General features: G+C 39.3%; 14 protein-coding genes. 10 read left to right on the top strand and 4 right to left on the bottom strand.

Going from position 1 to position 14960, the window contains the following annotated elements; translation table 11 throughout:
* The first annotated feature begins 171 nt into the window (after positions 1-171).
* Positions 172-1257 (top strand): IS4 family transposase, encoded by a 1086-nt coding sequence (locus R9C00_08555; protein WPO37497.1) that lies wholly within the window; start codon positions 172-174, stop codon positions 1255-1257.
* 139 nt (positions 1258-1396) lie between these two features.
* Positions 1397-2383, top strand: a complete 987-nt coding sequence (locus tag R9C00_08550; GenBank protein ID WPO37496.1) for a hypothetical protein — start codon at positions 1397-1399, stop codon at positions 2381-2383.
* Positions 2384-2456: 73 nt separating this feature from the next.
* Here the strand turns inward: R9C00_08550 and R9C00_08545 are convergent, their stop codons facing one another.
* Together R9C00_08545 and R9C00_08540 are read right to left on the bottom strand one after the other, a co-directional pair.
* Positions 2457-2675: a hypothetical protein gene (locus tag R9C00_08545; protein WPO37495.1), complete on the bottom strand. Its 219-nt coding sequence runs from the start codon at positions 2673-2675 to the stop codon at positions 2457-2459.
* Positions 2676-2939: 264 nt separating this feature from the next.
* Positions 2940-4445, bottom strand: a complete 1506-nt coding sequence (locus tag R9C00_08540; GenBank protein ID WPO37494.1) for an NAD(P)/FAD-dependent oxidoreductase — start codon at positions 4443-4445, stop codon at positions 2940-2942.
* Positions 4446-4661: 216 nt separating this feature from the next.
* Here R9C00_08540 and R9C00_08535 point away from each other — a divergent pair, with 216 nt between their 5' ends.
* The 7 genes from R9C00_08535 (at position 4662) to R9C00_08505 (ending at position 13206) form a co-directional block, all read left to right on the top strand.
* A complete protein-coding gene (locus tag R9C00_08535) occupies positions 4662-5072 on the top strand; it encodes a 6-carboxytetrahydropterin synthase (GenBank protein ID WPO38767.1) in 411 nt (136 codons plus the stop codon).
* Positions 5032-5757 (top strand): GTP cyclohydrolase I FolE, encoded by a 726-nt coding sequence (gene folE, locus R9C00_08530; GenBank protein WPO37493.1) that lies wholly within the window; start codon positions 5032-5034, stop codon positions 5755-5757. Before R9C00_08535 ends, folE begins: the two co-directional genes overlap by 41 nt.
* 1093 nt (positions 5758-6850) lie before the next feature.
* Positions 6851-7519 (top strand): transposase, encoded by a 669-nt coding sequence (locus tag R9C00_08525; GenBank protein WPO37492.1) that lies wholly within the window; start codon positions 6851-6853, stop codon positions 7517-7519.
* Between the two features lie 141 nt (positions 7520-7660).
* Complete coding sequence (locus tag R9C00_08520; protein ID WPO37491.1) at positions 7661-9157, top strand: sodium-dependent transporter; 1497 nt, start codon at positions 7661-7663, stop codon at positions 9155-9157.
* Positions 9158-9427: 270 nt separating this feature from the next.
* Entirely contained in the window at positions 9428-10216 is a 789-nt protein-coding gene (locus R9C00_08515) for a CRISPR-associated endoribonuclease Cas6 (protein ID WPO37490.1), read from the top strand.
* A 157-nt stretch (positions 10217-10373) separates the two neighbouring features.
* Positions 10374-10793 (top strand): hypothetical protein, encoded by a 420-nt coding sequence (locus R9C00_08510; GenBank protein ID WPO37489.1) that lies wholly within the window; start codon positions 10374-10376, stop codon positions 10791-10793.
* Positions 10794-10926: 133 nt separating this feature from the next.
* Positions 10927-13206, top strand: coding sequence for a serine hydrolase (locus R9C00_08505; GenBank protein ID WPO37488.1), 2280 nt, complete (start codon positions 10927-10929; stop codon positions 13204-13206).
* An 8-nt stretch (positions 13207-13214) separates the two neighbouring features.
* Here the strand turns inward: R9C00_08505 and R9C00_08500 are convergent, their stop codons facing one another.
* Positions 13215-13658, bottom strand: a complete 444-nt coding sequence (locus tag R9C00_08500; GenBank protein WPO37487.1) for a DNA alkylation repair protein — start codon at positions 13656-13658, stop codon at positions 13215-13217.
* Positions 13603-13905: a DNA alkylation repair protein gene (locus tag R9C00_08495; GenBank protein WPO37486.1), complete on the bottom strand. Its 303-nt coding sequence runs from the start codon at positions 13903-13905 to the stop codon at positions 13603-13605. The genes R9C00_08500 and R9C00_08495 overlap by 56 nt, the downstream gene beginning before the upstream one ends.
* Between R9C00_08495 and R9C00_08490 the strand changes: the two genes are divergently transcribed.
* Entirely contained in the window at positions 13904-14911 is a 1008-nt protein-coding gene (locus R9C00_08490) for a hypothetical protein (protein WPO37485.1), read from the top strand. The two genes, R9C00_08495 and R9C00_08490, sit on opposite strands and share 2 nt — an antisense overlap.
* Positions 14912-14960 lie beyond the last annotated feature (49 nt).

The raw sequence follows: 14960 nt of genomic DNA, 5'->3' as shown, positions 1-14960 counted from the left end.
TGGCTAAAATAACCAACCTCCCCGAAACAGAGGAAAAATAACTTGATTTAAAGAAAAGCGAAGGAAATGGAAGATGATTTTTTTCTAATGCCATTTCTGAGTACATGACAAAAATAAAAGGCAAGCCATCAAAAGGTTATTTTTGAGTTGCGAGACAAAAAAACAACCTAGATGACAAGCCTGTATAAAAGTAAAGAATTGCAATTGATTTTGCAGCAAGAGTTGGGAGGAAATAAAGCCAGAATAACGTTGTTGAGTTATTTAATCATATCGGTTTTGAAAGTAAGGAGCGTGAATTTCAAACGATTGGCGACAGGATATGATAATGGGGTTCTTCTATCATCAAAACTTCGTAGAGTCCAGCGGTTCTTCAGCCAATTCACCTTTGCAGAAGCCCTTTATTGTAAGCTGATAATGAAAACCTTACCAATAGAAGGTAAATATGAATTAAGCCTGGACCGGACAAATTGGAAGCTGGGACAGCTCAACATCAACATTTTGTTCTTATCAGTAATTTATAAAGGAGTAGGCCTGCCCGTATTTTGGTGCACATTGGGAAATAAGCGGGGCAATTCCTCTCAAAAAGAGCGAAAAGACCTACTCAATCGTTTTATGCTCAACTTTGGAGATGATAAGATTGCCTATTTGACAGCTGATAGAGAGTTTGTTGGCCAAGATTGGTTGGCGTATTTGACGAGCCATCAAATCCGTTATTTTATCAGGGTCCGCAATAATATGCATATTACTTTGGCGGAAGGCAAAACGGTGAAAGCTTATTGGTTATTAATGGCTCAACGGCTAAACCGAGTATATTTTCACCCTAAAATTGTTTATCTCAATGATACGTTGGGCTATTTCTCAGGTATTAAATATGTTGGTCAAAATGGAAAAATTGATTACCTGATATTGGTTTCCTATAACCAAGAAGACTTAAGCCTAGACATCTATAAAAACCGTTGGCAGATAGAAACTATGTTCAGGGCTTTCAAGTCGGCTGGTTTTAATTTGGAAGATACCCATATTACTGATTATGAAAGATTAGACACCCTGATAAAAGTCATTTCCATTGCTTTTGTTTGGTCTTACAGCGTAGGCATTTACCTTAATGATTGTGTCAAAAAAATAGCAATTAAAAACCACGGCAGGAGGGCCGTAAGCTTCTTTACTTACGGGCTTGATTTCCTTACCAATGCTTTTATCAATACAATTAGAAACGACATCAAAATCGCTTTTAAGATTTTTTTGTCATGTACTTAGAAGATAGTTATAAAAAAAATGACGAGAGTGGGCAGGAAACCGCTCTCTTGTTTGCTAAGAAATATCCAGCTTTGTAGGCACAAGTGAGACGCTTGTGCCATTGGGGAGATTTTCCAGAAAATTAAAATATATTTAGTGCATGAAGGCATATATATTATTTTTATCTTTTCTAACTTATTTTGATCTAGTGGCACAAGATAACATAGAGGAAATTATTGGATACAGTCCATTGAAAATCATTTTAGTAAATGAAGACGAGAGTAGTTATGTTACAAATAATTCAATCGTTTCGAGAATAGAGAGACCTCGCTATGAGCAATATTTTTGTGAGGGTGTTTACTATTTGAGGGACTGTAAAAAAGAAAAGTTGATGTTGAAATTTCCTTCTAAGGAATATCTAGAAGACTATGTTTCTCATGATTTAGAGGAAAACGAAAGAGAAGTGGCAAAACTTCTACATCCTCTCTTAAAAAATGGCTTGATTGAAATTACTGGCGAAGAAAATATAAAAAAACTTCTCGACCATTTTACTTTTGAGGTAGTAGATGGTTCTATTTTTTCTTTTTGGAAAAAACCTCTCTGTCAAAATAAAAAGTTGTTAAAACTTGAAAATGGACAATACTTGGTAGTTTCTTATATTTCAGGGAATAACACATCTTTTCAATATGGATCACTCTTTAATGATTTCGAAGATTTTAAAGCATATCACATAAATCTTGGAACGTCCATTTTTGAGTATTACTCTTTTGACAAAGAATTTCCTAGGCTTTCGGATTCCCTTGAAAATGAGTTGTTTACTAAAATTGGACTTAACAGCGAAATTAAGACCTATGATATTCATTTATTGGAGGAAGTATCTATCAGATGCCACAATTTTTTATCCCATCAAACCTATGAAGAGTTGTTGTTACCTATGATCGGGTTTATTTCAAAATATTATGTTGAGACTATTCCAAATAGTAAGCTACAAATGTTGCCTAACGATGCTAGACCTAAAGAAATATTACCCTATATCTGCACGCCAAATGGAAGTAAATACTCTGTTTTAACAATAGTCAAGAAATCTCTTTATGATTTGTCTCTATATGAATATTATCCCTACTATTATTTTCAATTATTAAATTAGAATTGATGCCCCAATTATTCGGAGCATTTGTCCATCCCTCTCTACTCTTATAGTTTAAGTATATGTATAATATCTAATCTTCCAATTTTAAATCCTTATCATACTTTTCACCATCTTTTGTGACCCAATACCCTTTAGTTTTTCCATTTTTTGTTTTGAAATCGACAGTTCCTTTTTTTCTAAGGTATCGCTCATCCAGATAATTTCTAATAGAGTTAAACAATATTGCAATACCACTTAATGCTAACATGAGTAGTAACCCTGCTAGGTACCCATATCCTCTTGGCTCCATTATTCTGTTTTTTGTTCTTTGAAGTAACTTCTTGTAATAACGGTTTTAAAATACAAAATTTGTATTTTTCTCTTTTTGAAACAGCATATAAACATCATCGATTCCCCCATCTAAAATGTTATGTAAAGTACTCCAATTAGCACCCCTCCGATCAAAGCGCCCCCTGGATCTTGTCGGCATTGGTTTATAGCAATCCTATTGCTTGGGTGGAATGGACGTTCCGACTAATGGTTCATTTGGCTAAAATAGCCAACCTCCCTGAAACTAAAGCAAGCTCATCTCCCTTTCATATTTTTTCCTTTTCAAATAACTCTTCTGATCCCTCATAAATTTATCGGCTACAATTATCCCACTAAGCGTTACTCCCGGAATACCCTGACCCGGATAGGTGCTGTCCCCACAAATGTACGCCCCTTTTCCATCCAGCCTGTTTCCCGGCATTTGCCAAGGTTTTATCTTCATGTATTGCGGGTAGCCACCTACAAAACCGAAGGCTCTCCCCGTCCATTTTTCCCAGCTTTTCTGGGCAGATGAGTGCGTATAAATAATGTGGTCTTTTCGAATAAAATCCAGTTCTTCCAACTTATTCAAAATAGCAGCTTCCACCTTTTCTTTGTCTATGGCGGACCTTGAGTTGGGCTGGGAAATATGCGTACTGACGGAAGCGACTCCTTGTCCGGGTTCATCGGTGCGGGTATGGTCTTCGGGGTGACTGATGCTTAGGAAAATACTCGCCGAACCAATTTCGGGCAGTGGTTCTTCCAAATGGATTTGATGGTGGAGGGTTGGGAGTTTTTTGTGCGGCTCGTAACCTATGCCTAGCTGGAAAGCACTGTTGAGCAGTGCTGGTTTTAGTTCTTTTTCAGAGAAAGCAGGCTTCGGGATATTTTCGAAAATTGGCAAGGTGTTGTTGAGAGGAATTGCCGATATCACAAAATCACACGCAATATCTCCCTGCTTTTTTGTGTGAATAAGATAGCCATCGTCCTTCTGGGTCACCTTTTCCACTGTATTGCGCAAATGCACCCTCGATTCGTTTTCTTTCAAATAATGTACAATTGGTTTCACCAAATTTATAAGCCCGCCGTCTACATAATAATTCCCATAGTTGGTGTAGCAGAGAGCCGCCGCCCCAAAAAGGACATTCACTTCCGAAATATGGTTTTGAGCGGTGATAAGCAACTGTTCATTTACAAAATCGACAAAAGCTTTGTTCTCAAGTAACCCATAGCGCTTAAGAAGTTTTTTCATGGACATGAGCGCCCATGTTGCATACCGCACTTGTTTGAGGTCAGCATTCGACGCTGCTTGCATCAAATCTGATATATTTTCGGGAGGGAAGGCCTTCTGCTTAAGCGAAGTTTCCCACACAAACTCGCTTACATCGTAACAAAACTCCCAAAATGCGCGCTGGTTCTTCTTTCCAAAAACCCTTTCGGCTTCGGCAATCCATTCTTCCAAGTTCTCGTACCTGTTAATTTTTTTTCCATTGGCAAGGTGCACTTGCATGGGCAACTGCAACTTTTTCATAGGTATTTCCAAACCAATTTCATTTACCAGATGGCGCAAGGGCATATGCTCGTCCATACCAACCAGTGTAGTGGCGCCTGTTTCAAACACAAACCCTTTCCGCCAATAAGAACTGGTGCAGCCACCGGGCAGGTAATTGTGCTCCAGCACACCTACCCTCAACCCTTTTTTGGTAAGAAGCGAAGCCGCCGTAAGCCCCGCCATCCCACTACCTATCACGCACACGTCATACTTTTCCATTAATCCATATTTTGTTTAATTATTTTTAATAACACTTAAACATTAATTCTAATCCTTATGTTATGAATCTGGAAAGCAAAATAGGTTGAACTGTAAGGTAGATAATTGAGTTAATTAGAGGCGACCAAAACGAAACATTAAAAACTACTACATTTGCAGCGCACTAATTTTTTGTGGAATTCAAAAACAGCAATACAAATTTTATTTTTTTGATTGATGAGAGTAACCGTTAGTAGGAAAGAGCATTTTAACGCAGCGCACCGTTTGAATAACCCCGAATGGAGTGAAGAGCAAAACCAGAAGATTTTTGGAAAATGTAACAACCCAAATTATCATGGACATAACTACAACCTTACGGTAAAAGTAACTGGAGAGATTGACCCAAAAACAGGGTATGTGATAGACCTAAAAATACTGAGGGACATTATTAAAGCCGAAGTATTGGAGCAATTCGACCACAAAAACTTAAACCTCGACACCGAAGAATTTAAAGAGCTGAACCCCACTGCGGAAAATATAGCCGTGGTGATTTGGCAAAAAATTAGTGCAAAACTTGATAATAAATTTGATTTAAAAGTGATCCTTTATGAAACAGAACGGAATTTCGTTGAATACCCTGCATCATAACGGCAAAGGTTCTCAAAACGTAACGGAAGCCGACTTAGACTTCATCGACCAATTGGGAGATGAGCATGTTGGAACTTCCTATGATACACCCTTGCGTGACGATGCGTTCGAAATGAGCGATGAAGAAAAAATCGATAAGATCGAATCTCATTTCCGAGAGATTATGGACATTATGGGGCTCGACCTCAAGGACGATAGCCTGATGGGCACGCCTAGGCGAGTTGCAAAAATGTACGTAAAAGAGATTTTCAGTGGGCTAAACCCTGAAAATAAGCCCGACATCAAGCTTTTCGAAAACAAATACCGCTACAATGAAATGTTGGTGGAAAAAGACATCAGCTTTTATTCTAGTTGTGAGCACCATTTTGTGCCCATTATGGGCAAAGCGCATGTGGCTTACATTTCCAACGGAAAGGTAATTGGGCTTTCGAAGATCAACCGAATAGTGCAGTATTTTGCCAAAAGACCGCAGGTACAAGAGCGCATGACGGTGCAAATAGCCGAAGAGCTTAAAAAGACGTTGGGCACTGAAGATGTTGCTATTGTAATAGATGCAAAGCACCTCTGTGTTTCTATGCGTGGTGTGGAAGACACCACAAGTTCGACCGTTACCTCACAATATAGCGGCAAGTTTAAAGATGCTAAAGTGAAGGAGGAGTTTTTAAAATATTTGGGATCTTTATAGACTACGCTTATTGAAAGTTACTAGTTGCTGGATGCTGGTTGCTAGTTTTAAAAAAAAGCAATCCTTACTTAAAAATAAAACGTAGTATTTCAGCTAGTTAACTGGATTGAACTAGAAGTTTAATTTGTTAAAACCCGTAACTATCAACCGTAGCAGTATTTAAAGACTGGAAAAATGAACCCAATAAAATAATCGGTTATTTAATTTACAGTTTACTAGTTTTTAAGCAAATGATCGCTAGAATTTTCAAAACTAATAACTCGTAACAAGTAACCAGTAACTATCAGTAAGAAAGCAAAATACAAGCAGAAATAAAAAGTACTTCAAGTGCTAATTAACAACGCACTAAGTTAGCAATTGCTTTATTATCAGATCCCAAAGCCTTGAACATAACAGTTCAAGGCTTTTTTCATTTTTCAAGGGGAAACTACACAATCAAAATATACTGATCTTTATGCACTCTTGCTTAAAATTCAAAGATGCTCTTAATAATTCCCTAGGAAAATTATTTTTAATGATACTCCACTATCTTACCACAAGATAAAGAGGAGCTTTTAAAACTTGACAAATACCCTAAAAGCAGCCTTACCCATAAAATAGTCAGTGGGATTGAAGGGTTGGTTATAGCGCTGAAACCGAATTTCGAACAAGGATTAACGAATAGCGATTTTTAAGCGGAAAGAACATAATTTTGAATTTGTTAGTCAATGTCTCAAATAGTTTTATAAAAAATTCTTCCACTTGTTTACCATTCTCCCCAAGCAGATATGAAGAGGTAAATTTACATGTTAACTCAGTGGGTCAGACAGACGATTTGACAGACGGTTAAGAAGATAGACACTAACTGAAGCTATAACTTTTTAAACTTTCTCTTCCTTTGAAAAGTATCAAAAAATATAAGAATAGTCTAGTATTATTTTATAGATCAAACATTTTCCCAAATTCCTTCTCCATTTTTGAGATACAGCGATTAATTTTAGCATAAACCCACAAGTTAACTTCACGCAACTCCAATGATTCTTGGGCAAAGAAGCTATGCCCAAACGTGTAAATCTCAACTATAAAAACACCAATTAACTTAACAATAACTTTTATGAAAAAAAGTACGATTAATTTGCTGCTAGTAATGACATGTATGTTTGTATGGGCTTGCGGAGGCGGAAGCAACAACTCTGAAGAAGCCCAACAAGAAGAAGAGGTCGTTGAAGAAGAAAGCGAAGAAGAACAAAATCCTTTTGCCGCTATGCAAAATGCCATGGAACAAGTGGAAACTGCTTTGGAAGAAAGCGGGGGTAATATTGAGCCTGTTGGTTTCAGAAAACTAAAAGCACTCTTGCCCGAAGAAGCTGCGGGTTTTGAACGCAAAAGCTCTGAAGGAGAAAAAGCAGGTGCAATGGGAATAAAAATGTCAACCGCTACGGGTGAGTATGAAGATGGAGACGGTGGGCAATTAGATGTGAGCATAGTAGACATGGGCTCTATGACCAACTTTGCCGGCATGGGTATGGCAGCTTGGCTTATGGCAGACATAGACCGCGAGTCCGATACCGAAATAGAACGCACGTTTACCTACAGAGGACAAAAAGCTTATGAGCAGTTTAACACTGAATACAAAACAGGAACACTTTCTTTTGTAGTGGAGAACAGATTTGTGGTAAGTATAGAATCGGAAGGTGTAGAACAAGAGGATGTGAAAGAATTTGCCGAAGAAATTGACATAGATGCTCTTGCCGAGATGAAAGATGAAGGAGTAAAAGAGTAATAAACTTCCTACAGGAAATTCCAGTACCCGCTATATTATCATGTAGCGGGTATTTTTTTGCCATTTTCCATTACTTTTCCCCTTTTACTTTTGATTATGTATATTCCCAGCTTGTACAACAATTAAAAATTCAATTATTTTATGTCAATTAATGAACAGTTCAGTAGTAGGTGGGGAATTATTTTAGCATCGCTAGGAATGGCGGTAGGTGCGGGGAACCTGTGGCGTTTTCCACGCTTGGCAGGGCAATACGGTGGCACGTTCATTATACTTTGGACAGTGTTTTTACTCGTATGGTCTATCCCAATCCTCATGGCAGAATTTGCCATAGGTAAACAATTTAAGAAAGCTGTAGTCGGCTCCTTTGCAGGCATGACCGGCAAGAAGTACACATGGATGGGGGTTTTTATCACACTTTGTACCCTTGGAATCACTTTTTATTATTCAGTAGTAACAGGCTGGGCCCTGTATTATTTAGGATCATCGGTTGGGAATGCATGGGCAGAGCTTTCGGGTGGCACTACTCTAGCCCAAGAACTAGCTTCCAATCCTGACTATCTCAAGCTCCAATGGGAAGGGATTGCCAATGAAAATGTGATGATCGTAGCGCTGCATATAGTAAGTGTGGGCTTAGGTACTTTACTCCTGTACCGAGGAGTTCAAAATGGCTTAGAAAAGGCAAATAAGATTCTTATCCCAATGCTTTTCGTCATGCTCATTATCATTAGTATCATTGCTCTTAACATGGAGAATGGTATCAATGGGCTTAATTACATGTTTCATGTAGATGTAGCGTTATTTTCCAACCCAACGGTATGGTTAGAAGCGCTTTCACAATCGGCTTGGTCGACTGGGGCCGGCTGGGGCTTGCTCATGACCATCTCTTCTTACTCCCGAGACAAGGAAGACGTAACACTCAATACGTTTATAGGTGCATTTGGAAATAACACAGCTTCAATTATAGCGGCAATGGCTATTTTGCCTTCTGTTTTTGCCCTTGCAGGAACGGATGCAGAAGCGCTTACCTTGCTAAGGTCGGGGAATCAAGCTCTTTCCTTTATGGTGATTCCAGAACTGTTTGCCAAAATACCCGGTGGAGCATTTTTAGGTATCATCTTCTTTGTTGCTTTTTCATTAGCTGCATTCAGCTCTCTTTTGCCAATGCTCGAACTGCTCATCAAGACCTTGGGCGACTGGGGTATAGACAGGCACAAAGCTGTTCTGGCAGGAGGTGTTGCCTGTATAGCACTCGGCTTTCCTTCGGCTTGGTCTTTCGAGTTTTTCAACAACCAAGACTGGGTTTGGGGAATTGGCTTGATCATTTCAGGCTTTTTTATCGCCTTTTCTGCACTCAAATATGGTGCTTTCGATTTTAAAGCCAAGTTTATCGATGTCGACTCAGACTTTTCTGTTTCTAAGTATTATTTCAAAATCTGCCTCATGGTCAATGTGTTTTTGGCCGTGGTGCTCGTATACTGGTGGATGTCCCAGGGCTACAGCGAATACCCTTGGTTCGATAAAGCTGGCAACTGGAATGTGATAGACACTTATAGCAATGCCACTATTGTAACCCAATGGGGAATAGTATTGCTATTTGGGCTTGTGTTCAACAAATGGATTTACAAAAAAATGGGGTAAAACACTTTTATCCTATAAAAACAATTGGATACAAGGCGTTTAGAACTAAAAGGCATTTGTCCTTTTAGATTTCTGACGAATATAATATTGCGCCGATAGTGATTTGAAATAGATTTTTATTTAACATTAAGGAAATTTATTTGACGCTTTTGGGGTTAGCCAAATAGACAAGCCCCAAAAGCGTCTCCTTAATCACCCTCCTATCCTTTTCAACAAAAACCAATACATAACAGCAATACATCTTTGGTCAATCTAAAACCTTGCGCTGCTATGAGAATAAAAATTGTTTTTGAATTGAAAAAAAATGACCTGATCCCGCTAGATCAGCAATATATCCTTTCCTTGTGGTTTCAAAATATTTTTGCCGAAAGCTCAAAATACTGCGGTGGGAAAAAGAACTTTGAGTTCTATACCTTCTCTTCGCTCAATCCTGAAGGTGCTTGGAAAACCACACACGAGGCTATAAAACCTTTTTGCCGCTTTTTCACATTAGACTTTTCAGTACTCATACCAGAAAGCTGTTTTTCAGAGCTTCAAAATATGTTTTTGGGAAGAATGCTGCACATAGGCCACCGCGCATCCGATTCACTTCTGATGGGGTCGAGCTACCAAGGGGCAATCCTCGAAGTGAAAGAATTTGAGCAAGAACCTCACCCCGTAAGCTCAAAAACTATAAAAGCAATATCTCCAATTTTGGTCACTAAAGAAGAACGAAGTAGGAAAGGCAAGTCCATCAACAGGTATGTAGCTCCCGAATCAGACGAATACCAAGAATTATTCTTCAAATCGATGTTGCGCAGGTACTCAAAATGGTGTAGTGAAAACAATTCAAAGTTTACTTTTTCCAATAAAACACTCCAAGGGATGTCGTTGAAATATTTGGGAAAGCAACCTAAAAAAGTCTATGTTTCACTATGGGAACAAACCCCTCAGCATGAGCGAGTGACGGCTTACGCCTACGATTTTGAAATACAAACCATTCCAGAGATTGTAGATTTTGGACTAGAGGCCGGATTTGGAGAAATGTGCCAATTTGGATTTGGTTTTTGTTGTTTTTAAACAAAATATATGATAACATATAAAGGATGGCGGATACTACTCAAAAGCAAAGTTGATATTTTAAAAAAACAACAGATATTAAGTGTTAACTTAAGAAATTTCTATAGTAAGAATGGGTTATAAAAACACATCTAATTCATAACTCAAATAATAAACTATGGAATTAACTAAAAACAAATTTGTAAAGGCAAGCTACGAAGAAAGTAAGTCCCTATTGACCGTCACTTGGTTACCTGAAACAGCTAATATGACTGGAGATGATTACAAGGATGTAATCAATTTGATATTAGATTTTTTCAAAGAATATACTATTAAAAATTGGTTAGGCGATACCAAAAAATTTGCTTTCCCTATTGTACCCGAACTACAAGAATGGTTTGCTCACGAAATAAACCCACAACTCATTAAGCTTGGCCTACAAAGAATAGCCATGGTAGTTCCCGAAGATTTAATTGCTCAATTAGCAGTTGATCAAGCACTGGACGAGATGGATGAAAACAAATCAGAGGGAAAGGTTATCTCCAAATACTTTGACAACTTGGAAGATGCTAAAAAATGGGCGACAGCAAACGAATAAGCTTATAATAAACTGATTGAGCCTTCTTCGGAAGGCTTTTTTATGCCTATTACCTTTAGTTTAACATTACTCCTCCTTTTGGGCAACCATTCTGGCTTCTTGCTAATTGATAAGGGCATAACCCTAACAGCCAATGAACCCCAATAAATACATTTCCATTCCTCATCTTACTTTCTTTATACTGTTCTCCCTCTTCTCTGCCCAAACACTTTTGGCACAAAAAAGTATCATCCTAAAAGGAAGAGTAACAGCAAAAGGAAGTGGAGAACCCATGCCCTACACCAATGTAGCCCTTCAAAAAAGCAACATGGGGACTATAACCAACCTGCAAGGAGAATTTAAGCTAATTATCCCTTCAAACACTGCAAATGATAGCCTGAGAATCTCATTTATTGGATACAACACCGCTCTATTTTCCTTAAACAACATTGGTGCTTTCTTAGATTGCCAGCTCACAGAAGATCCTCTTTTGCTTCAAGAGGTATTTATCACCGACCTTTCTGCACAAAATATCCTCGCTACCGCTCTACAAAAAATTCCTGAGAATTATTACGGTTCCGCTTTTCTGAGCAAGGGCTTTTACCGGGTCTCTTCCACCAAAAACCAAGAATACATCCATCTGTCTGAAGCGGTTTTTGACCTTTTCCAGTCCAAAGTCCCACATAAAAAACAACAATTCAAATTAGATAAAATGCGGGCGATCAAAGATGAAAAAGCTTCCCATGGTATCAATATGGGCTTGAGGGTGAATTCAATTTTTGAGTTTGATGTGATCAACCAGCTAGGCGATTTTGATTTGCTCAATAAAAAAGGGTTAAAAAATCACGATTTTGTATTGGAAGGGACTGCAAACTATGACGATACAAAAGCATTTGTGCTCTCCTTCGACCAAAAGGACGGGAAGAAAATAGCGGGGTATAAAGGAAAGCTCTTCATCGATGCCAACACTTTTGCCTTTCTCTACATCGACTATGGAATAAGCCCAAAGGGTTTAGCCTATTTCAGCTATGGGGACAAGGGAACCCGTGTACTTATGTCTTTGCTCGATATCCACTTAAAAATGGATAAAGATGAATACCAGCTATCTTACAAAAAAACAGGTGGAAAATACTACCTCAACCATGTTGGAAACGATGCCCGTATTTCATTTAAGAGCTCTCGCAACCATTATGAGTTTGAGCTGGAAACAAGGGTGGATTACTTAGTGACTTCCATCCAGACAGAAGCCTATACCCCTTTCTCTTCAGACGAATTATTGGGAAAGGGCAAATTTATTGAAAACCAAAATTCGATGTACGACCCTGACTTTTGGAAAAATTATAACATCATTTTGCCCGACCACGATTTTGCTTCTATAGCGAAGGATATAGAAGCAAAAAATAAAGCTAACGACCACAAGCTGAAAGTTGAAGAGTTGAAAAACAAGTTCCCAAAAGAGAAGGAGGCAAGGCTAGATTCTATACTTTCCTACTACAACAGCCAAGATATTTTCAATGGAAATGTGTTGGTCACTTACAACAATGAAATACTTCTTCAAAAAAGCTACAATAATGAGCTCACCCAAAATAAAGAAAACTCACAGTTTAGGATAGGCTCGGTTGCCAAAACCTTCACGGGCATGTTGATTATGATGCTCCAAAACGAAGGAAAGCTTAGCGTTAAAGACTCGGTGGGAAAATTCATACCCCACTACCCACATCCTCAAATCACCTTGGCTCAGTTACTCACGCACCAATCGGGCATCCCAAATTACCTCGACAACAACAACTACCTAGTCAAGCTTTTTGAAAAGCCCTACCCTCTCCAAGAAATCGTTACCCAGTTTTGTAGCGATTCGCTAGAATTTGAGCCTGAAGCTAAGTTTGCCTACTCCAACTCCGGTTATGTACTCCTAGGTTTGGTAATAGAAAAAGTAACCAGAAAGCCTTTGGGAGAAGTGCTGAAAGAAAAGATATTCAGTGCATTGGGAATGAAGGACACTTATTTTGGGCAGCAAGAGGATACCTCTAACCTTGCCGCCGCATTTATGTACGGCAAACCAGAACCCATGTATTTCCCACAAAATGTTGGAGGTGCAGGAGGGATAACTTCCACCTCGGCGGATTTACTAAAATGGAGCAAAGCCCTTGACGAGAACACGCTACTAAGCTCCGATAGAAAAGCAGAAATGTGGGCAAGAAGGGTAAAGTATGAAGACTGGGATGCCGACTATGGATATGGCTGGATGATTGATCGGTTTTTATTCGAAGAATCGAAAAAGCATGAAATACTTTACCATCCTGGCACAGACTTCGGGTTCAACTCATTATTCCTCAAACAACCCGACGAAGGAATTACCATCATCCTGCTCAACAACACAGGAGATTTCCCAAGGTTCGATATAGCCGATTTGATTCTTACAGACTTAAATTGAAACCTACTCTACACGTCTAACCCGACCTTTTTCTTTACCCTATCGCTGCCCAAGTGCATCACGCAGTCGGCAGCTTGGCAAGAATTATCTCCATAGTCCACCTCTATCTTGCCTATTTTTTTGGCAATACCCAATGCTCTTGCATGGAGCGCAGCACTTCGTTGCCCTATCATGAGCAATGCGGTGTTCATCGCATCTTTCACAAAGTTTTCCTCTTGTTGGATGTTACTTTCAATCAGGGAAAGGTACGGTTCAAAAAAGCTATCGGGCAGCTTTTTGTTGTCCTTGGCTATTTGGTACAAAAGCAGGTATGCGCAACGCCTTTTAAGATCGTCCTCTTCATTGTGCCATTCTTCGGCTAGTTCTACTGCAAATTTCACCTTGGGCAACATCACGCTACAATAAGCATGGGACAGCATCCAAAAATGGAGGTCGCCCACTTGTTTTTCCACTTGCTCCCTGCTTACTTTTTTTAGGTTCTTCTACTATAATCGCCAAAGTTTTCACATCAAAATTTGTGGATTCCCAAAGGGCAAGTGCAAGTCCATGGTCTTTACCTATTTCCTTACCCACTTTCTTAATTTGGGTAAGCCCCAAGCCAAAAGAACTCATTCCCCTCACGCCCATTCGCTCCCAGTTTGCCACCCCTCTTTCATTTTTATAAGCCTCCAATCTGGCAATTGCTTCTTCTTTAGTCATGGTTTTGAAAATTGGTAACGATGCCGAATTTTATTTGTCTCAAAAAACGCATTTTAATGGAAAAAACCAACTCAATCCAGTACTAGCTACCTATTTTTGTAGAATGAAATCTATTCTGATGGTGGTGGCAATGGTATTGGGGGTACTGTTTCCTATTGGTAGCCAGCTCACTTTTATGGTGAGCTATTTGGTAATGATCATGCTCTTTTTGGCATTCCTTGACATGCAGATCCACAAAAAGATGCTCATGCGAAGCCACCTCTGGGTACTGCTCGCCAATATTGGAGTAGCATTCCTTTTTTATTTTATTATACTTCCTTTCCATACAGAACTGGCGGTTACCGCATTTATCACCGGAATTATGCCTACGGCGGCGGCAGCTCCCGTCATCACAGGGTACCTCAAAGGCAGGGTCGAGTACGTCACTATTTCGGTAATAGTAACCAGTATTGGCGTAGCACTTATTGTACCTTTTGCCATCCCGTCAATGGTACAGACAACTGCCCCAATTTCTATAGAAAAAGTCTTGTTTCCCGTGTTTTTATTGGTTTTCACCCCTCTTTTTCTTGCACGTTTCCTAAGAGCTTTGCCTTCTAAAGTCATCGATACTCTACGCCCATTCAAAAAAGCCTCCTTCTATTGCTTTTTGCTAAATATCTATATAGCTACAGCAAAGGCAACGGATTTTGTTACCAACCAGCCTTCTGGAACTTTGCCGCTTATTTTAGGTATCGCTTTGGTTACTTTACTTATCTGTATTTTAAACTTTGCCTTTGGGAGCAAACTAGGCGAAGAAGGGTTTTCTTTGGAAACCAGCCAAGCCCTCGGCAGGAAAAACACCATGTTCAGCGTTTGGCTGGCACTCACTTTCATAAGCCCTATGGCAGCCCTTGGGCCAATGATATACATTCTTTGGCACAATGTTTATAATTCTTACCAAATGTACCAACTCAAAAGGTCGGGGCGTACTCTCGCAGAGCCTTCCCCAGGTGGGCAAGCCACCTAACGCACAAACGCCATTTCGGTCTTGACCCTACCCTCTTCGCCTAGTACGC

The organism is Flammeovirgaceae bacterium SG7u.111 (assembly GCA_034044135.1).
Lineage (GTDB): Bacteria > Bacteroidota > Bacteroidia > Cytophagales > Flammeovirgaceae.
This window is presented reverse-complemented; position numbering and strand designations above follow the sequence as displayed.